The organism is Nocardioides sp. B129/18, assembly GCF_055282735.1.
Genome location: NZ_JBUZJI010000002.1, coordinates 111,459 through 130,003, shown reverse-complemented (window position 1 = coordinate 130,003; position 18,545 = coordinate 111,459). Strand labels below are relative to the sequence as shown.

Sequence of the window (18,545 nt, the reverse complement as noted above, 5' to 3'; positions counted from 1 at the left end):
CTCGGACAGGCCCGGCGACCGCGGCGGGTGACGACCGGCGCGAGGTGGCCAGCGCGGAGGAGGTCGCCGCCGACCACAGGCTTAGCGTGTCCCGCCGCTGCGGCGGGGGAGACGTGTGAGGGGTCCGGCGCCGCGAGGTCCGGGCCGAGGAGCAGTCCATGCCCGACGAGAACCAGGTGGAGAACCAGGCCGACCAGCCGGTCACCACCCCCGACGCGCCTGGCGAGGCCGACGCGAGCCAGCCGGCCGCCAAGCCGGCCAAGAAGACCGCCGCGAAGAAGGCCGCCAAGAAGGCGCCGGCCCGGAAGAAGGCCGCCGCGGCCGAGGTGGCCGACGAGCCGCTGCCGATCGATGCCCAGGCCCCGGAGGCCCCGGAGGCCCCGGGGGCCTCCGAGCCCGCGAAGCCGGCGAAGAAGGCCGCCGCCAAGAACTCGGCCGCGAAGAAGGCCCCCGCGAAGAAGGCGGCCTCCAAGAAGACCGCCGCTGCCGCGGCTCCCGCGGAGTCCGCTGCCGAGTCCGCTCCCGAGGTCGCCCCCGAGGCGGTGGAGGCTCCGGCCAAGAAGACCGCGGCCAAGAAGACGGCCGCGAAGAAGACCGCGGCCAAGAAGGCCCCCGCGAAGAAGACGGCCGCGAAGAAGACCGCTGCGACGGCCGAGCCCGCCGACGCCGCTGCCGAGGTCGTTGCCGAGGCCCCCGCCGACGAGCCGGCCACCGCGTCCGCCGCGGTCCTGTTCCAGGCGCCGGCGGCCACCACCACCCGTCGCACCCGCACCCGCAAGGCCGCGGCGCCCGCCCCCGTCGAGGAGCCCGCCGAGGACGCCGGCGAGACCGAGGACGCCTCGCCTGAGGCTGCCGAGTCGGCCGAGTCGGCCGAGTCGGCCGAGGCTCCCGCCGACCAGGACGCCGACGCCGACTCCGACTCCGACGACGAGGACTCCGACGAGGACTCCGACGGCGAGCAGCGTCCGCGCCGCCGTCGTCGCCGCGGTGGCCGTCGTCGCCGTAAGCCCGGCGACGGGTCCGACTCGGCCGACGACGCCGGCGACTCCCAGGAGTCCGGTCAGGGCGGCTCGGGCCGGGTCGCGACGTCCGAGGCCGAGGGCTCGGAGGAGACCGAGAGCGCTGACGGCGCCGAGGCCGAGGGCTCCGAGGCCTCCGACTCCGACGACGCGGGGGAGGGCGGTGGCAGCTCGCGCCGTCGTCGTCGCCGCCGGCGTGCCGGCGAGGGTGGCGGCTCGTCCGACGACGACCCGGAGAACACCGTCACCCGGGTGCGCAGCGCGCGCTCCGCCGAGGACCAGATCACCGCCGTCTCCGGCTCCACCCGCCTGGAGGCCAAGAAGCAGCGCCGCCGCGAGGGCCGCGAGGCCGGCCGCCGCCGCGCGCCGATCGTCAGCGAGGCCGAGTTCCTGGCCCGCCGCGAGGCCGTCGAGCGGGTCATGGTCGTGCGCGAGCGCGAGGACCTCACCCAGATCGCCGTCCTCGAGGACAAGGTGCTCGTCGAGCACTACGTCGCGCGGGAGTCGCAGACCTCGCTGATCGGCAACGTCTACCTGGGCCGCGTCCAGAACGTGCTGCCCTCGATGGAGGCCGCCTTCATCGACATCGGCAAGGGCCGCAACGCCGTGCTCTACGCCGGCGAGGTCAACTGGCAGGCGCTGGGCCACAAGGACGGCCAGCCTCGCAAGATCGAGTCCGTGCTCAGCTCGGGCCAGTCCGTGCTCGTGCAGGTCACCAAGGACCCCATCGGCCACAAGGGCGCCCGCCTCACCAGCCAGGTCAGCCTGGCCGGCCGCTTCCTGGTCTACGTGCCCGACGGCACCACCAGCGGCATCTCCCGCAAGCTCCCCGACACCGAGCGCGCCCGCCTGAAGGCGCTGCTCAAGGAGATCGTCCCCGACACCGCCGGCGTCATCGTGCGCACGGCTGCGGAGGGCGCCTCGGAGGACGAGCTCACGCGCGACGTCGAGCGGCTCAAGGCCCGCTGGGAGGACATCGAGGCCAAGTCGAAGGGCAGCGCCCCGCAGCTGCTCTACGGCGAGCCCGACCTCACGCTCAAGGTCGTCCGCGACCTGTTCACCGAGGACTTCTCGCGCCTGGTGATCCAGGGTCAGGACGCCTGGGACACCGTCCAGGGCTACGTCTCCCACGTCGCGCCCGACCTCGTCGACCGCGTCGAGCGCTACGAGGCGCCCGCCGAGGGCAAGAACGCCGGCGCCGACGTCTTCGCGACCTTCCGCATCGACGAGCAGATCGCCAAGGGCCTGGACCGCAAGGTCTGGCTGCCCTCGGGCGGCTCGCTGGTGATCGACCGCACCGAGGCGATGACCGTCGTCGACGTCAACACCGGCAAGTTCACCGGCTCCGGGGGCAACCTCGAGGAGACGGTCACCAAGAACAACCTGGAGGCGGCCGAGGAGATCGTCCGCCAGCTCCGCCTGCGCGACATCGGCGGCATCATCGTCGTCGACTTCATCGACATGGTGCTGGAGTCCAACCGCGACCTCGTGCTGCGGCGCATGGTCGAGTGCCTGGGCCGCGACCGCACCCGTCACCAGGTCGCCGAGGTCACCTCGCTCGGCCTGGTGCAGATGACCCGCAAGCGCATCGGCACCGGCCTGCTGGAGGCGTTCTCGGAGAACTGCCCCAGCTGCCAGGGCCGCGGCGTCGTCGTGCACGACCACCCGGTGGAGAAGGGCTCGGGCGTCGCCGACGACGAGCCGCGCCGGTCCAAGCGCTCGCGCGGTGGTCGCGGCGGCCAGAACGGCCAGCAGAACGGCCAGGGCCAGGGCCAGCAGAGCGGCCAGCAGAACGGCCAGCAGAACGGCGCGCCGTCGCCGAAGGACGTCGCCGCCAAGGCGCGTCCCGAGGAGCTGGCCGAGGCCCCGGACGCCGCGGACGTCGCGGAGGCACCCGTCGAGCCCGTCGTGGAGCCCGTGGTGGAGCCCGTGGAGGCGGAGGTCGTGACCCCCGTCGTCGAGGCGACGCTCACCCCCGAGCCCGAGCCCGAGCCCGAGACCCAGCCCGAGACCCAGCCCGAGGCCGGCACCCGCGTGGTGACCCGCACCCGGCGGGCCGCGACGCGGCCGGCGGGCCGGCCCGAGTCCGGCGCCGTCGCGATCGTCGTGGCGCCCACGGCGGAGCCGGCGTCGGTGCCGGTGCCCGACGCGCCTGCGCCCACCGTCGTCACCCGCACGCGCTCGGCCCGCAAGCCGGTCACGCCGGCCGCGACGCCGGATCGGGCGGGGGAGCAGTCGGGCGAGACGTCCGAGACGTCCGAGACGTCCGTCGAGCACGTCCCCGTGAAGCGCAAGGGCACGCGCAAGCGCTGACCCCGGAGGCCGGGAGGTGCGCGGTTTTGCCACTTCCCGGCCCCACCCGTAGCATTGACCCTCGTTGCACGCTCCGGCGTGCCCTGTCCAGGCGGCGCCGCTCCGGCGTTGCGCCCCGGACCCGAAGACCACTCGAAGAACCCGACGAAGGAGACCGCGGTGTACGCGATCGTGCGCGCTGGCGCCAAGCAGCAGAAGGTTGCCGTGGGCGACGTCATCGAGATCGACAAGGTCGCCACCCCCGTCGGCGAGACCCTGACCCTCCCGGTCGTCCTCGCGGTCGACGGCGATTCGGTCACCTCGGCCGGCCTGGACAAGGCGTCGGTCACCGTCGAGGTCGTCGGCGCCACCAAGGGCCCGAAGATCATCATCCAGAAGTACAAGAACAAGACCGGCTACAAGAAGCGCCAGGGTCACCGCCAGAAGTACACCCAGGTCAAGGTCACCGACATCTCGCTCTGAGCCCCGCGGCTCACCACTTCGGCCCGCTCGGGCCGTCTTCGACAACGAGGGACTGAACATGGCACACAAGAAGGGCGCCGCGTCCACCAAGAACGGCCGCGACTCCAACTCCCAGCGCCTGGGCGTCAAGCGGTACGGCGGCCAGCTCGTCAACGCCGGCGAGATCATCGTCCGCCAGCGCGGCACGCACTTCCACCCGGGCTCCGGCGTCGGCCGGGGCGGCGACGACACCCTGTTCGCCCTGCAGGCCGGTGCGGTGCAGTTCGGCACCCGCCGCGGCCGCAAGGTCGTCAACATCGTCCCGGGCGAGTGATCTGACGCTCGCACCTCCGGCCTCACCAGGCCACCCACGCTAGGGCGTCCCGTCTCGGGGCGCCCTTCGTGCTTCCTGGGCCGCCCCTCGGCGGCCCGCACCTCCACCCGAAGGATCCCCATGGCTGTCCCCACGTTCGTCGACCAGGTCACGCTGCACATCAGCGCCGGCCGCGGGGGCAACGGCGTCGCGTCGGTCCACCGGGAGAAGTTCAAGCCGCTGGGCGGCCCCGACGGCGGCAACGGCGGCCCGGGCGGCTCGGTGATCCTGCGGGTCGACCCCGACGTCACCACGCTGCTCGACTACCACCACTCGCCGCGCCGCAAGGCCGAGCACGGCGGCCACGGCGCCGGCTCGATGCGCAACGGCGGCCACGGCTCCGACCTCGTGCTGCCCGTCCCTGACGGCACCCTGGTGCGCACCGCCGACGGCGAGGTGCTCGCCGACATGGTCGGCCCCGGCACCGAGCTGGTCATCGCCCAGGGCGGCCGCGGCGGCCTCGGCAACGCCGCGCTGGCCTCCTCCAAGCGCAAGGCGCCCGGCTTCGCGCTGCTCGGCGAGCCCGGCGAGGAGCTCGAGGTCGTCCTCGAGCTCAAGGTCGTCGCCGACATCGGCCTCGTCGGCTACCCCAGCGCCGGCAAGTCCAGCCTGATCGCCGCGATCTCGCGCGCCCGGCCCAAGATCGCCGACTACCCGTTCACCACCCTCGTCCCGAACCTCGGCGTCGTCACCGCCGGTGACACCGTCTTCACCGTGGCCGACGTCCCGGGGCTCATCGAGGGGGCCAGCGAGGGCCGCGGCCTGGGCCACGACTTCCTGCGCCACATCGAGCGGTGCGCCGCGCTCGTCCACGTCATCGACACCGCCAGCATCGAGCCGGGGCGCAACCCCGCCGACGACCTCGACGTCATCGAGAACGAGCTGGCCCGCTACGGCGGCCTCGAGGACCGTCCCCGCCTGGTGGCCCTCAACAAGGTCGACGTGCCCGACGGCTCCGACATCGCCGACCTCGTCATCGACGACCTGCGCGCCCGGGGCCTGCGGGTCTTCCCGGTCTCGGCGGCCTCCGGCGCCGGCACCCGCGAGCTGACCTTCGCGATGGCCGAGATCGTGCAGGCCGCCCGCGCGGCGAAGCCGGTCGTCGAGGCCACCCGCATCGTGCTGCGTCCGCGCTCGGCCGACGGGTCCTCGGACTTCACCGTGGCCCGCGACGGCGACGGCTGGCGGGTGCGCGGCGAGAAGCCCGAGCGCTGGATCCGCCAGACCGACTTCAGCAACGACGAGGCCGTCGGCTTCCTCGCCGACCGGCTCAACCGCCTCGGCGTCGAGACCGAGCTGGTCAAGGCCGGCGCCGTCGAGGGCGACGCCGTGCTCATCGGTCACCCCGACAACGCGGTGGTCTTCGACTTCCGCCCCAGCGTCGACGCCGGCGTCGAGATGCTCGGACGCCGCGGCGAGGACCAGCGCTTCGAGGAGCAGCGGCCCGCCTCGCACCGCCGCCGCGCGATCGAGGAGAAGATGGACGACCGCGGCGAGAACGAGACCCGCGCCGACGTCGCCCGCCGCATCGACTCGCCCGACGTCTACGGCCCCACCTCCTACGAGATCGGCACCGCCGCCGACCCCGACTGGGACGAGTACGACCCCGACTCCGAGCAGGGCCGCTCGTCATGACCGCGGCCCGGGAGCCGGTGCTGGCGGCGCGCCGCGTCGTCGTCAAGGTCGGCTCCTCCTCGCTCACCACCGCCGAGGGCGGGCTGGACCCCGAGCGCCTGCGCGCGCTCGTCGACGTCCTGGCCGCCGTGCGGGAGCGGGGCGCCGAGGTGGTGCTGGTGTCCTCCGGCGCGATCGCGGCCGGGCTCGCGCCGCTGGGCCTGACCCGGCGTCCTCGCAACCTGCCCGCCCAGCAGGCCGCCGCGTCGGTGGGGCAGGGGCTGCTCGTGCACCGCTACACCGAGGAGCTGCGTCGCCACGGGCTCACCGCGGGCCAGGTGCTGCTCACCGTCGACGACGTCACCCGGCGCACCCACTACCGCAACGCCGCCCAGACCTTCGCCCAGCTGCTCGAGTACGGCGTGCTGCCGATCGTCAACGAGAACGACACGGTCGCGACCTCCGAGATCCGCTTCGGCGACAACGACCGGCTCGCCTCCCTGGTGGCGCACCTGGTGCACGCCGACCTGCTCGTGCTGCTCTCCGACGTCGACGGTCTCTACGACGGGCCGCCCAGCCGCCCCGGTGCCCGCCTGATCACCGACGTGCGCGGCCCCGAGGACCTCCTCGAGGTCTCGATCGGCAGCGTCGGCTCGGCCGTGGGCACCGGCGGGATGGTCACCAAGGTCGACGCCGCCCGCATCGCCACCGGTGCCGGCATCCCCGTGGTGCTCACCAGCGCCGATCGCGCCGCGGCCGCCCTGGCCGGCGAGGAGGTCGGCACGCTGTTCCACGCCACCGGCAAGCGGGTGCCGACCCGGCTGCTGTGGCTGGCCCACGCCACCGAGCCCAAGGGCGCCCTGGTGCTCGACGCCGGCGCCGTGCGCGCCGTCCTCGAGCGGCACGCCTCGCTGCTCGCGGCCGGGCTCACCGGCGTCACCGGCGAGTTCGAGGCCGGCGAGCCGGTCGACCTCATCGGCCCCGACGGCGCCCGCATCGCCCGCGGGCTGGTGAACTTCGACGCCGCGGAGATCCCGGCGCTGCTGGGCCGCTCCTCCAGCGACCTCAAGCGCGAGCTCGGCGCGGCCTACGAGCGCGAGGTCGTGCACCGCGACGACCTCGTCCTGCTCTGACCTGACACGACGCGGCACGACGCGGCACGACGCGCCCCGACGCGCCGCCGTCATCGGCCCGCAACACCGCGGGGCTAGCGTCGCAGCCGTGAGCGCGCCGTTCGTCGTCCCCGCCCTCGACCTGGGGCCCTACGTCGGCGACGGCACGCCGGCCGAGCGGGCCGCCTGCGCCCGGGCGCTCGACGACGCCTGCCGCCGCACGGGCTTCATGCAGGTGCACGGCCACGGCGTCCCCGACGCCGTGCTCGCCGGGCTCGGGACGGCGATGGACGACCTCTTCGCGCTGCCCGAGGACGTCAAGCGGCGGTGGATCCGCCCGCCGGAGGAGAACCGCGGCTACACCCCGCCGCGCACCGAGCGGCTGGGCCTGAGCCTGGGGCTCGAGGGCGTGCGGATGAACGACCTCTTCGAGGCCTTCAACGTCGGCGTCGGCCTCGCCGACCTGCCCGATCCCGCCGCGGTGCCCGCCGAGCTCGCCGGCCACTACGCCCCGACCACCTGGCCCGACGTCCCCGGCTTCGAGCCCCGGGTGCGGGCGTGGTTCGCCGAGGCCGCGCGGGTGGCCCGCACGCTGGGTGATGGCCGATGCCCTGGGACTGCCGTCCACGGCCTTCGACGACCTCGCCGGCCACGGCATCCAGGTGCTGCGGCTCAACCACTACGCCCTGCCGCCCGGCACGCCCGTGCCGCCGGGGAGCGACCTGACCGGCATGGGCGAGCACACCGACTTCGGCCTGGTGACGGTGCTCTGGGCCGACGACGAGCCCGGCCTGCAGGTGCTCGGCGCCGACGGCGTGTGGCACGACGTCTCGCCCGAGCCCGGCGCGCTGCTGGTCAACCTCGGCGACCTCACCGCCCGCCTCACCAACGAGCGCTGGCTCTCGACGCTGCACCGGGTGCGGCCGCCGATCCTCGAGGGGACGGTGCGGCGTCGTCGCAGCGCCGCGTTCTTCCACGACGGCGACGCCGACGCGCTCATCGCCCCGTGGCCGGCGCTGCTCGCGCCGGGGGAGGAGCCGCGCTACGACCCCGTCACCGTCGACGCCCACGTGCGCGCCAAGCTCGCCGGCTCGCGCGCCGGCGTCCGCAACGGCGCCGCCGAGCGCGAGCTCGCCCGGGTGCGGGCCGCCGCGGCGCGCTGACGGGGCTCCGACGCGGGCACCGTAGGCTGGACCCGAGATGTCCGCCCGCACCGTCTACCTCGATCACGCCGCCACCACCCCGATGGTGCCTGCGGCTATCGAGGCGATGACCGCCGAGATGGCGGTCGTCGGCAACCCCAGCTCCCTGCACGCGGCCGGGCGCCGCGCCCGCCGCGTCGTCGAGGAGGGGCGCGAGCAGATCGCGGCCGCGCTGGGGTGTCGTCCCGGCGAGGTGGTGTTCACCTCCGGCGGCACCGAGGCCGACAACCTCGCGCTCAAGGGCATCGCCTGGGCGCGCCGCGAGGCCGACCCGCGCCGCCGCCGCATCGTCTCCTCCGCCGTCGAGCACCACGCGGTGCTCGACCCGCTGGCCTGGCTCGCGGAGTCCGGTCACGCCGAGGTCGACCTCGTCGACGTCGCCGCCGACGGCCGCCTCGACCTCGACGCGCTCGACCGCACCCTCGCCGCGGATCCCGCGAGCCTCGCGCTGGTCTCGATCATGTGGGCCAACAACGAGAGCGGCGCAGTGCAGCCGCTGCCCGAGGTCGTCGAGCGGGCCGCCCGCCACGGCGTCCCGGTGCACTCCGACGCCGTGCAGGCGCTCGGCACCCAGCCGGTCGACTTCGCCGCCAGCGGCCTCGACGCCCTCAGCCTCAGCGCACACAAGATCGGCGGCCCCATCGGGATCGGCGCGCTCGTCGTGCGCCGCGAGGTCGCCGTGACGCCGCTGGTGCACGGCGGCGGCCAGGAGCGCGACATCCGCAGCGGCACCCTCGACGCCCCCGCGGTGGCCGGCTTCGCGGCCGCCGTCGAGCTGGCCGTCGAGCAGCGCGACGCCCACGCCGCCCGCCTCGCCGGCCTCTCCGAGCGCCTGGTCGCCGGGCTGCGCGCGGCGGTGCCCGGCGTCGTCGTCAACGGGCCGGCCGACCCCGCGCTGCGGCTGCCCGGCGTCGTCCACGCCTCGTTCCCCGGCTGCGAGGGCGACTCCCTGCTCATGCTGCTCGACGCCCGCGGCATCGAGTGCTCCACCGGCTCGGCCTGCTCGGCCGGCGTGCCGCAGGCCTCGCACGTGCTGCTCGCCATGGGCCACGACGAGGACGAGGCCCGCTCCTCGCTGCGGTTCTCGCTGGGCCACACCTCCACCGAGCGCGACGTCGAGGCGGTGCTGGAGGCGATCCTCCCCTGCGTCGAGCGCGCCCGCGCGGCGAGGGCCTGAGACCGTGCGCGTCGTCGCCGCCATGTCCGGCGGGGTGGACTCCGCCGTGGCCGCCGCCCGCGCCGTCGAGGCCGGCCACGAGGTCACCGGCGTGCACCTCGCGCTCTCGCGCAACCCGGCGTCCTACCGCACGGGGAGCCGCGGCTGCTGCACGATCGAGGACGCCGACGACGCCCGCCGCGCCGCCGACGTGATCGGCATCCCCTTCTACGTCTGGGACCTCTCCGAGCGCTTCCACGACGACGTCGTCGAGGACTTCCTCGACGAGTACGCCGCCGGCCGCACGCCGAACCCGTGCCTGCGCTGCAACGAGCGGATCAAGTTCGCCGCCGTGCTCGAGCGGGCCCTCGCGCTGGGCTTCGACGCCGTCGCCACCGGCCACTACGCCCGCCTGCGCACGGGCGCCGACGGCCTCGTGGAGCTGCACCGCGCGGTCGACGACGCCAAGGACCAGTCCTACGTGCTCGGCGTGCTCGACCAGCGCCAGCTGCGCCACTCGCTGTTCCCGCTGGGGGAGTCCACCAAGCCCGAGGTGCGCGAGGAGGCGGCCCGCCGCGGGCTGCGGCGCGTGGCCGGCAAGCCCGACAGCCACGACATCTGCTTCATCTCCGACGGCGACACCGCCGGGTTCCTGCGCGAGCGGCTGGGGGAGCGGGCGCCCAACCACGGCGGCGCGATCGTCGACGACGCCACCGGCGAGGTGCTCGGCGAGCACGCCGGCACCTACGGCTACACCATCGGCCAGCGTCGCGGCCTGCGCCTGGGACGTCCGGCGCCCGACGGCCGGCCTCGGTTCGTGCTCGACATCGAGCCGGTCTCCGGCACCGTCCGCGTCGGCCCCCGCGAGGGCCTGGCCGTCCACGCTCTGCGCGCCACCGCGCCGCGCTGGGCCGGCACCGCCCCCGACGTCCTCGACGAGGCCACCGTGCAGCTGCGCGCCCACGGCGCCGAGCACCGTGCGCGCGTGCGGGTCGAGGACGACGTCGTGCACGTCGAGCTGCTCGAGCCGGCCAGCGGCATCGCGCCGGGCCAGGCCGTGGTGATCTACGACGGCACCCGCGTGGTCGGCTCGGCCACCATCGACGCCACCGTCCGCGAGGGGAGCCCCGCATGAGCGTGCGCGCCACCGGCGTCGGCTCCCACCCCGGCGACGACCAGCCCGCCTTCGACGACGCCCTGCAGGTCGTGCTGCGCGAGCTCGCCGAGGAGCCCGGCCTGCCCTACCTGCCGGAGGTGCCGGGCCGCGGCGCGGTCGCCGCGATGACCGGGCGGACGCTCGCCGTCGTCGCCGAGCTCGGGGCGGACCTGCAGCCCGCCGGCTGGCGGCTCACCGGCGGTGGCTCGGGCGTCGACCACCGCCGTGCTCGCAGCCTGCTGGCCCAGGACCTCGACGCCCTCGAGGAGCACGCCGCCGGGTACGCCGGCGACTGGAAGGTGCAGCTGGCCGGCCCCTGGACGCTGGCCTCCACGGTCGAGCGTCCGCGCGGCGACCGCGTCCTGGCCGACCACGGCGCCCGTCGCGAGCTGGCCCAGGCGCTGGCCGAGGGCGTCGGCACCCACGTGCGCGACCTGCGGCGCCGCCTGCCCGACGCCGCCCGCCTCGTGGTGCAGGTCGACGAGCCCGCGCTCGCCGCCGTCCACCACGGCCAGGTGCCCACGGCGTCCGGCTTCCACCGGCACCGCAGCGTCGACCGGCCCGAGCTCACCGAGACCCTCGCCGGGGTGATCGACGCGATCCGCGCCGCCGGGGCGGAGCCGTGGGTGCACGCCTGCGCTCCCGACACCCCCTGGGACCTCGTGCGCGCCGCCGGCGCCGCGGGGCTCCTCGTCGACCGCGGCACCCTCGCGCCGCGTGACCTCGACCAGCTCGCCGAGGCCCTCGAGGCCGGCGTCGTCCTCGGGCTCGGCGTGCTGCCCGGCCTGGCGCCCCGCGGCTCGGCGGTCCCCAGCGGCGACACCGTCGTCATCGAGGGCGTGCTGCGCTGGCTCGACCTGCTGGGCCTGGACCCCGCCGAGCTCGGCGACCGGCTCGTGCTCACGCCGGCCTGTGGCTTCGCCTCGGCCGATGCCGCCTGGGCGCAGCGCGCCCTGCGGCTGCTGCGCGGCGCCGCTCGCGGCGTCGCGGACTCCGCCGGCTGACCGCGCCGACGCACGAGGGCCCCGGACCGATCGGTCCGGGGCCCTCGTGCTGGTGCAGGAGCGGGATCAGCCCACGTGGACGCCCTCGGGCGCCTCGCCGGCCAGCTCGGTGTGCTTGACGCCGAGCAGCGACCAGACGATGAGCGAGGCGGTCCAGATCATGAAGGCGCCCACGAGGAACGCGTGGGTGGCGCCCTCGGTGAAGGCTCCGAAGTAGGCCTGGGTGCGCAGCGCGGCCTGGTCGACGCCGGCGAGGTCCGGGCCGAGACCCTGGAGCGCGCCGGTCAGCGAGCCGAGCTTGTCGGTGGTGTAGTGCGCGGCCACCGTCGAGAGGCTGGCCAGGCCGAGCGCGCCGCCGACCTGCTGCATGGTGTTCAGGACGCCCGAGCCGATGCCGGAGTCCTCGGCGCGCACGCCGTGGACGGCCACCAGCGTCATCGGGACGAACGTCAGGCCCATGCCCAGCGCCATCACGACGATGAACGGCGCGATGTCGGTCCAGTAGCTGACGCTGTCGCCGAGGCTGCTCTGGCCCTTGGCGGCGGCCACGACGGCGGCGGCCGACACGTCGGCCTGCAGCCGGGAGAACATCAGCAGCGCGAAGCCCGCGAGCAGGGTGCCGGTGCCGGCCAGGAAGCGCGGGTCGACGCGGGCGATGAGCTTCGAGGACGTCGTCGCTCCGACGACCATGCCGATCGCGAACGGCAGGAACGCGAAGCCGGTGCGCAGCGGGCTGTAGCCCATGACGTTCTGGACGTACTGGGAGAGGAAGAAGAACATCGCGAACATCGCGGCCGGGGTGATCATCATGGCCACGAAGGCGACGGCGCGGTTGCGGCTGGCGAAGATCCGCAGCGGCATGATCGGGTGCGGGCTGCGGGTCTCGACGAACACGAAGACCGCGAGGAGCACGACGCCGAGCGCGATGAACGTCAGCGCCATCGGGTCCGACCAGCCGTAGGTGTTGCCGGCGCTGTCGCTGTTGCCGGTGCGGGTGATGCCGTAGACCAGGGCCAGCAGGCCGCCGGTGCCGAGCACCGCGCCGGGGACGTCGAGACGGCCGGCGTGGTGGGAGGTGTCGGGCAGGACGCGCGGCGCCAGGAAGGCGGCGCCCAGGCCGATCGGCACGTTGATGAGGAAGGTCAGGCGCCAGCCCCAGCTGGGGTCGAGGTCGGTGAGCCAGCCGCCGAGGATCAGGCCGATGGCCGCACCGAGGCCGGACATCGCGGCGAAGACCGAGAACGCGCGGTTGCGCTGCGGGCCGGCCGGGAAGGTCGTGGTGATCAGCGCGAGCGCGGTGGGCGAGGCCAGCGCGGCACCGACGCCCTGCAGGCCTCGCGAGCCCAGCAGCATGGCCTCGTTCTGGGCCAGGCCGCCCAGGGCGGAGGCGAAGGCGAACAGCGCGACGCCGATCATGAACACGCGACGACGGCCGTAGAGGTCGCCGAGACGGCCGCCGAGCAGCAGCAGACCGCCGAAGGCCAGGGCGTAGCCGGTGACGATCCACGAGAGGTTCGTGCCGACGATGTCGAGGTCGCGGCCGATGAACGGCAGCGCGATGTTGGCGATGGTGGAGTCGAGCACCACCATCAGCTGCGCGGAGCAGATGAGCACCAGGGCCAGCGCCGCGTTGGCGTGACGCGGCGCGTCGACGACCTCCGCTGCGGAGGCGTCGTCAGGACCGAGGTCCTCGACGGGCTTGGTCAGATCGGTCATGGGTTCCCTCTGTCGTGTCGGGCGGTTCAGGGCGGTTCAGGGCGGTTCAGGCGGTCGGTCGGGTCGGGCGCGTCAGGCGGGCCGGCGATGGGCGGCGACGGGCAGCACGATCTGGTCGATCACGCGCTCGACGAGGTCGGCGTCGGGCTGGTCGCCGAGCACCAGCGCGCGGTGCAGGACGATGCCGGGCAGGGCGGGGACGAGGAGGTCGAGGTCGACGTCGGGGGAGATCTCGCCTCGCTCGACGGCGCGCTCGAAGACCGCCCGGGTCAGGGCGGCCTTGGGGCCGATGACGCGCGAGCGGAACTCGTGGGCGAGGTCGGCGTCGCGGTGCATGGCGGTGATGACGCTGGCGAAGATCGAGAGCTGCTCGGGGGCGAGCGCGCCGCCCATGCCGCAGAAGGCCGCCAGGAGGTCGCCGCGCAGGGTGCCGGTGTCGACGTCGGCGGGCTGCTGCTGGCGCTTGTGGTGCACCAGGGCGTCGACCACGAGGTCGGACTTGCCGGCCCAGCGCCGGTAGAGCGTGGCCTTGGACGCCCGCGCGGCGGTGGCGACGGCGTCCATGGTGAGGCGGTCGTAGCCGACCTCGCCGAGCACGGCGAGCGCGGCCTCGAAGATCTCCTGCTCGCGGTCGCCCTCGATCCGCGGACGCGCGGCGGGCGCCTCGGACTCGGAGCGGTCGAGCGTGGTCACGGTGCCTCCCGGCGGAGATGGAACGAAACGGTTTCGTTCCACCCGAACCGTAGGACCCCTCCGGTCATTCCCGGACATCCACGATCGCCGTGTGGCCTGGACCACACGGAGCACCCGGACCTCCGGTCGCGGGGGACGCTCAGTCGCGCAGGAGGGAGAGGCTCTGCTCGCGGGCGACGTCGTTCCACGCCGAGATGCGGCGCAGCATGTAGTGGCCGACGTGGCCCATGTCGACGAAGTCCGTCGACGCCGCCACCTCCGCAGCGCGTCCGACCAGGGCACGGGTCGCGCGGTAGGAGGTGATCTTGTCGGCCGCGCCGTGGGCCGCGCGCAGGTGACGTCCGCGGAGGGGCTCCACCGAGGTCTCCGGCGGCCACCAGGGCGCGAGTCCGACGACGCCGCGCACCTGCGGGGCGTCGCACACGTGCAGGGCGGTGCGTGCGCCCATCGAGTGGCCCAGCAGCACGACGGGGACGTCGTCGTAGGTGCGGGCGATCTGCTCCAGTGCCCAGCGGGCGTCCGCGATGGGCGACTCGCCGGTGTCGTTCCAGCCGCGCACCCGGTAGCGCAGCAGCCAGGTGGCCACGCCCGAGCGGTGGGCCTGGGGCGTGACGGCCCGCTGGATCGCGGCCATCCGGTGCCACGACGCGCTGCGGCCGTCGACGACCTCCTCGGAGTGCTCGGTGCCGCCATGGAGCAGCAGGACGACGCCGCGCACGACGCCGCCGGGGTCCTGGCGGGTCAGGGAGGGGAGGGGAGGGCTCGTCACAGGGGTCACCACATCACGGTGTTCGGCGTCGGCGCCTCATCGGATCGGCGGGGGTCGGGGCTGTCGGAGGTCCCCGGCATGATGAGGCCATGACCAGCGCGCCCACCCCGGTCCCCGACGCCGCCCGCGAGGAGCACCGCGCCCTCGCCGACGAGGTCGAGGACGCCCGCTGGCGCTACTACGTCCTCGACTCCCCGGCCCTCGACGACGCCGACTTCGACCGTCGTCTGCGCCGCCTCGAGGCGCTGGAGGAGGAGTTCCCCGAGCTGCGCACGCCCGACTCGCCCACCCAGAAGGTCGGCGGGGCGGTCTCCACCGAGTTCACCCCGGTGGCCCACCTGCAGCGCATGGAGAGCCTCGACAACGCCTTCTCCGCCGACGAGCTCGCCGCCTGGCACGCCCGGCTCGAGCGCGACGGCGTCACCGCGCCGGCGCTGCTGTGCGAGCTGAAGGTCGACGGCCTGGCCATCAACCTGCTCTACGAGGACGGCCGCCTGGTGCGCGCCCTCACCCGCGGCGACGGCACCACCGGCGAGGACGTCACCCCCAACGTCCGCACGATCGCCTCGATCCCGCACCGGCTCGCCGGCACCGACGAGCACCCCGTGCCGCGGCTGGTCGAGGTGCGCGGCGAGGTGTTCCTGCCCGTGGCGGCCTTCGAGCGGCTCAACGAGCAGATGCTCGAGGCCGGCCGCCCGATCTTCGCCAACCCCCGCAACGCCGCCGCCGGCTCCCTGCGGCAGAAGGACCCGCGCGTGACGGCGTCCCGGGCCCTCGACATGGTCTGCCACGGCATCGGCGCCCGCGAGGGCTTCGAGCCGGTCAGCCAGTCGCAGGGCTACGAGGCGCTGGCCGCCTGGGGCCTGCCCACCAGCGAGCGCGTGCGCGTGCTGCCCGACCTGGCGGCGGTGCAGGAGTTCATCGCCCACTACGGCGAGCACCGTCACGACGTCGAGCACGAGATCGACGGCGTCGTGGTGAAGGTCGACGAGGTGGCCCTGCAGCGTCGACTCGGCTCCACCAGCCGGGCGCCGCGCTGGGCGATCGCCTTCAAGTACCCGCCCGAGGAGGTCAACACCCTCCTCAAGGACATCCGCGTCAACGTCGGCCGCACCGGCCGCGTCACGCCGTTCGGCGTCATGGAGCCCACCCGGGTGGCCGGCTCCACCGTCGAGAACGCCACGCTCCACAACGCCCACGAGGTCAGGCGCAAGGACGTCCGTCCGGGCGACACCGTCATCCTGCGCAAGGCCGGCGACGTCATCCCCGAGATCCTGGGCCCCGTGCTCTCGCTGCGCCCCGAGGGCCTGCCGGAGTGGGTGATGCCGGCGGAGTGCCCCGCCTGCGGCACCCCGCTGGTGGAGCAGAAGGAGGGCGACAAGGACCTCCGCTGCCCCAACCACCGGCTGTGCCCCGCGCAGGTGCGCGAGCGGGTCTTCCACGTCGCCGGCCGTGGCGCCTTCGACATCGAGGGTCTGGGCTACGAGGCGGCCGTCGAGCTGCTCGAGCACGGCGTCATCGCCGACGAGGGCGACGTCTTCGACCTCGACGCCGAGCGGCTGCTGCGCACCGAGCTGTTCACCCGCGCCCCGAAGAAGGGCGAGGAGGGCCGCCAGCTCACCGCCAACGGCGTCAAGCTGCTGGAGAACCTGCAGAAGGCGATGACCGTCCCGCTGTGGCGGGTGCTCGTGGCGCTCTCGATCCGCCACGTCGGCCCCACCGCCGCCCGGGCGCTGGCCACCCAGTTCGGCTCCATGGAGGCCATCCGCGCCGCCGACCACGACTCCCTCGCCGCCGCCGAGGGCGTCGGCCCCACCATCGCCGAGGCGGTGCTGGAGTGGTTCGAGGTCGACTGGCACACAGCGATCGTGGAGAAGTGGGCCGCGTCGGGGGTCACGATGGCCGACGAGCGCGACGAGTCCGTCCCGCGCACCCTCGAGGGGCTGACGGTGGTCGTCACCGGCTCGCTGGTCGGCTTCAGCCGCGACTCCGCCAAGGAGGCGATCCTCGCCCGCGGCGGCAAGGCCGCGGGCTCGGTGTCGAAGAAGACCGACTTCGTCGTCATCGGCGAGAACGCCGGCTCCAAGGCCGAGAAGGCCGAGCAGCTCGGCGTCCCGATCCTCGACGAGGCGGGCTTCGTCAGCCTGCTCGAGAGCGGTCCGCCCGACGTCGTCGACGGCCCGCTCGCGTAGCGACCCAGTGCCCGAGGCCGAACCCGAGAGCGATCGGTGTCAGGGCGGCCAGAGCCAGGACGCCCGTCGTCGTGGAGGCCAGGAGCCGGAGAATCTCCGAGAGGATCCACATCGCGGTCAGGAGCCCGCCGATCACGAGGGCCGGCAGCAGTCCGAACCGCGCCAGCGCGCCACGAACGCCGCCGCCCTGCACCCGTCTCTCGATGACCCTGTCGAAGCCGCCGGCCCACCGGAAGAACCAGCCACGGCGGTGGAACTCCGAGCCGAGCGCGTGAGGCTCGACGATCCGTACGGAGGGATCCACCTGTGCATCGATCAGGCCAACGGCCTCTGCGCCACCGTGCCACTGGTGCGGGTCGACGGTGATCGCGTAGCCGCCAGCGCCGACGATGTGCCGTGCCCCGTCGTCGCCGACGTGCATGCCCACGACGTCATCGAGGGCGATGCGCCGCGCGATTCCGGACTCCACCAAGGCGATCCCCTCGGTGTCGATGCTGAGCCGTTCGCCGATCCACGGCGCATCCTTGTGCCGGAAGGTCCGCGCCTCAGCGGGCATCGGCGACTCCGCAAAGCGCAGGAGCGGGACGATGCCGCCCAGCACCCGATGGTCCTGAGTCGGACTTGCGCCGGGCAGTCCGATGAGGAGCGAGTCGTGCCAGTCGGTGAGCGCGTCGGCGACGTTCGCGACGTCGAGGCCCACCACCTGCCGGATTAGGTCGTCGCGCGTCGTCTCAGCCCGTCCCTCCAGCCAGCGGAGACCGGCGGTCCACGCCGCCGATGCCGCGGCCCGCGGATCTGCGAGATCCTGGAGCCGCGACGCCCGCAGGTGCTCCAGGTCGCTCGCGAGCGGACCCCGCGCGAGGTACTGCTCGAAGGCGAACAGGGCGCGTGCGGCGCCATCGCGTCGTAACGGATCGGCGAGGTCCGTGCCTGCGATCATCAGCGCTCGGTGAGCGTCCACGGGCTCGTAGAGCGACCACGGGGCATAGGCGCCCGCCGCCTCCTCCCGCAGCTCGCGCTCCAGCACGGTCCGCACGAGCTCGTGCGCGATCCACAGCAGCCCGGAGCGGTCGACGAGTCCTGACAGCACAGCACCGGACTCCTCGACGTACGCCGCCGGGAAGGTGTCCTCGACGGGACTGGCCTCGGGCACCGCGAGTCGTCGACCCTCCCGGAGGAGCAGCCGCAGATCCGGCGGGGGAGGACCGTCGAGGACCAGGACGGCGTTCTCGCGGGCGAACACCCGTCGTGTTCGATCGAGCAGCCCATCCTCGTCGACGCGTCCGAGACCGGGCTCGCCCTGAGCGACGACGCCCGCACCGCTCGCCCCGAATCGCCGGCCGAGCGCGCGACTCACGGGGCCGCTGTCTCCTCGCAGCTGCCTCTCGGCGGCGAGCACGGCCGCCTCGTGCTGGACAGGGCCGAGGTCCGGTGAGCTCAGCCAGGCAGTCAGGTCCTGCAGGTGCGCTGCGACTACGTCTGCCGGCCCGTGGGCATGGAAGCCGGTGGTCAGCAGGCGGACTGCTCCGTTGACGTGGAGCGCTCCCTTGCCTCGCCCGTGCAGGGCGCAGTGCTCTAGCAGGTGTTGCCAGCCCGCCTCGGCGTAGGGCTCGTCGGCCTGGCCGAACCGGAAGATCAGCTCGGCGGACAGGCTCGGGAGGCCGGAGTCGACCCAGAAGCATCGGACGCCGTCGACGTCCGTGGAGTGCACCGAGGTCACCGGCGGAACGGTAGTGCGGGCGTGAGCGGTGCGCGCGGGAATTCGCCAGACCGCGGGCGACGGCC

At 74.3% G+C, this 18,545-nt stretch carries 14 protein-coding genes and 1 pseudogene; 11 read left to right on the top strand and 4 right to left on the bottom strand.

From position 1 onward, the window contains the following. The first annotated feature begins 158 nt into the window (after window positions 1-158). The 10 genes and pseudogenes from ACZDWJ_RS02265 to ACZDWJ_RS02220 all read left to right on the top strand — a co-directional run bounded on the left by ACZDWJ_RS02265 (window position 159) and on the right by ACZDWJ_RS02220 (window position 11,390). Window positions 159-3,332 (top strand): Rne/Rng family ribonuclease, encoded by a 3,174-nt coding sequence (locus tag ACZDWJ_RS02265; RefSeq protein WP_463519290.1) that lies wholly within the window; start codon window positions 159-161, stop codon window positions 3,330-3,332. A 159-nt stretch (window positions 3,333-3,491) separates the two neighbouring features. Then, window positions 3,492-3,794: a 50S ribosomal protein L21 gene (gene rplU / locus ACZDWJ_RS02260; protein WP_463519289.1), complete on the top strand. Its 303-nt coding sequence runs from the start codon at window positions 3,492-3,494 to the stop codon at window positions 3,792-3,794. Window positions 3,795-3,852: 58 nt separating this feature from the next. Further along, a complete protein-coding gene (gene rpmA, locus ACZDWJ_RS02255) occupies window positions 3,853-4,107 on the top strand; it encodes a 50S ribosomal protein L27 (protein ID WP_463519288.1) in 255 nt (84 codons plus the stop codon). Window positions 4,108-4,227: 120 nt separating this feature from the next. Continuing rightward, window positions 4,228-5,781: a GTPase ObgE gene (gene obgE / locus ACZDWJ_RS02250; protein WP_463519287.1), complete on the top strand. Its 1,554-nt coding sequence runs from the start codon at window positions 4,228-4,230 to the stop codon at window positions 5,779-5,781. After that, on the top strand, window positions 5,778-6,893 hold the full coding sequence (gene proB / locus ACZDWJ_RS02245) for a glutamate 5-kinase (protein ID WP_463519286.1): 1,116 nt from the start codon (window positions 5,778-5,780) through the stop codon (window positions 6,891-6,893). The genes obgE and proB overlap by 4 nt, the downstream gene beginning before the upstream one ends. A gap of 88 nt (window positions 6,894-6,981) precedes the next feature. Next, a pseudogene (locus ACZDWJ_RS02240) lies at window positions 6,982-7,338 on the top strand (2-oxoglutarate and iron-dependent oxygenase domain-containing protein); the annotation flags it as partial. A gap of 133 nt (window positions 7,339-7,471) precedes the next feature. Next, complete coding sequence (locus ACZDWJ_RS02235) at window positions 7,472-8,035, top strand: 2OG-Fe(II) oxygenase family protein (RefSeq protein ID WP_463519285.1); 564 nt, start codon at window positions 7,472-7,474, stop codon at window positions 8,033-8,035. Window positions 8,036-8,072: 37 nt separating this feature from the next. Beyond that, window positions 8,073-9,251, top strand: coding sequence for a cysteine desulfurase family protein (locus ACZDWJ_RS02230; RefSeq protein ID WP_463519284.1), 1,179 nt, complete (start codon window positions 8,073-8,075; stop codon window positions 9,249-9,251). Between the two features lie 4 nt (window positions 9,252-9,255). Next, window positions 9,256-10,365, top strand: coding sequence for a tRNA 2-thiouridine(34) synthase MnmA (gene mnmA, locus ACZDWJ_RS02225; protein ID WP_463519283.1), 1,110 nt, complete (start codon window positions 9,256-9,258; stop codon window positions 10,363-10,365). Continuing rightward, window positions 10,362-11,390, top strand: coding sequence for a uroporphyrinogen decarboxylase/cobalamine-independent methonine synthase family protein (locus ACZDWJ_RS02220; RefSeq protein WP_463519282.1), 1,029 nt, complete (start codon window positions 10,362-10,364; stop codon window positions 11,388-11,390). The genes mnmA and ACZDWJ_RS02220 overlap by 4 nt, the downstream gene beginning before the upstream one ends. 66 nt (window positions 11,391-11,456) lie before the next feature. Here the strand turns inward: ACZDWJ_RS02220 and ACZDWJ_RS02215 are convergent, their stop codons facing one another. The 3 genes from ACZDWJ_RS02215 to ACZDWJ_RS02205 form a co-directional block, all read right to left on the bottom strand. Then, entirely contained in the window at window positions 11,457-13,106 is a 1,650-nt protein-coding gene (locus ACZDWJ_RS02215; RefSeq protein WP_463519281.1) for an MFS transporter, read from the bottom strand. Between the two features lie 72 nt (window positions 13,107-13,178). Next, window positions 13,179-13,799: a TetR/AcrR family transcriptional regulator gene (locus ACZDWJ_RS02210; RefSeq protein WP_463519280.1), complete on the bottom strand. Its 621-nt coding sequence runs from the start codon at window positions 13,797-13,799 to the stop codon at window positions 13,179-13,181. Window positions 13,800-13,938: 139 nt separating this feature from the next. After that, a complete protein-coding gene (locus ACZDWJ_RS02205; RefSeq protein WP_463519279.1) occupies window positions 13,939-14,568 on the bottom strand; it encodes an alpha/beta hydrolase in 630 nt (209 codons plus the stop codon). 89 nt (window positions 14,569-14,657) lie between these two features. Between ACZDWJ_RS02205 and ligA the strand changes: the two genes are divergently transcribed. Further along, window positions 14,658-16,760 carry an NAD-dependent DNA ligase LigA gene (ligA, locus tag ACZDWJ_RS02200; protein WP_463519278.1) on the top strand — a complete coding sequence of 701 codons (2,103 nt, stop codon included), beginning with the start codon at window positions 14,658-14,660 and terminating at the stop codon, window positions 16,758-16,760. Here ligA and ACZDWJ_RS02195 read toward each other — a convergent pair. Next, window positions 16,708-18,480, bottom strand: coding sequence for a peptidase M16 family protein (locus tag ACZDWJ_RS02195; RefSeq protein WP_463519277.1), 1,773 nt, complete (start codon window positions 18,478-18,480; stop codon window positions 16,708-16,710). The genes ligA and ACZDWJ_RS02195 overlap by 53 nt on opposite strands. Window positions 18,481-18,545 lie beyond the last annotated feature (65 nt).

Coding starts and splice junctions, on each gene's coding strand:
- ACZDWJ_RS02265 (WP_463519290.1), top strand. CDS start 159: ATGCCCGACGAGAACCAGGTGGAGAACCAGGCCGACCAGCCGGTCACC.
- ACZDWJ_RS02230 (WP_463519284.1), top strand. CDS start 8,073: ATGTCCGCCCGCACCGTCTACCTCGATCACGCCGCCACCACCCCGATG.
- ligA (WP_463519278.1), top strand. CDS start 14,658: ATGACCAGCGCGCCCACCCCGGTCCCCGACGCCGCCCGCGAGGAGCAC.
- rpmA (WP_463519288.1), top strand. CDS start 3,853: ATGGCACACAAGAAGGGCGCCGCGTCCACCAAGAACGGCCGCGACTCC.
- obgE (WP_463519287.1), top strand. CDS start 4,228: ATGGCTGTCCCCACGTTCGTCGACCAGGTCACGCTGCACATCAGCGCC.
- ACZDWJ_RS02220 (WP_463519282.1), top strand. CDS start 10,362: ATGAGCGTGCGCGCCACCGGCGTCGGCTCCCACCCCGGCGACGACCAG.
- ACZDWJ_RS02235 (WP_463519285.1), top strand. CDS start 7,472: ATGGCCGATGCCCTGGGACTGCCGTCCACGGCCTTCGACGACCTCGCC.
- ACZDWJ_RS02215 (WP_463519281.1), bottom strand. CDS start 13,106: ATGACCGATCTGACCAAGCCCGTCGAGGACCTCGGTCCTGACGACGCC.
- proB (WP_463519286.1), top strand. CDS start 5,778: ATGACCGCGGCCCGGGAGCCGGTGCTGGCGGCGCGCCGCGTCGTCGTC.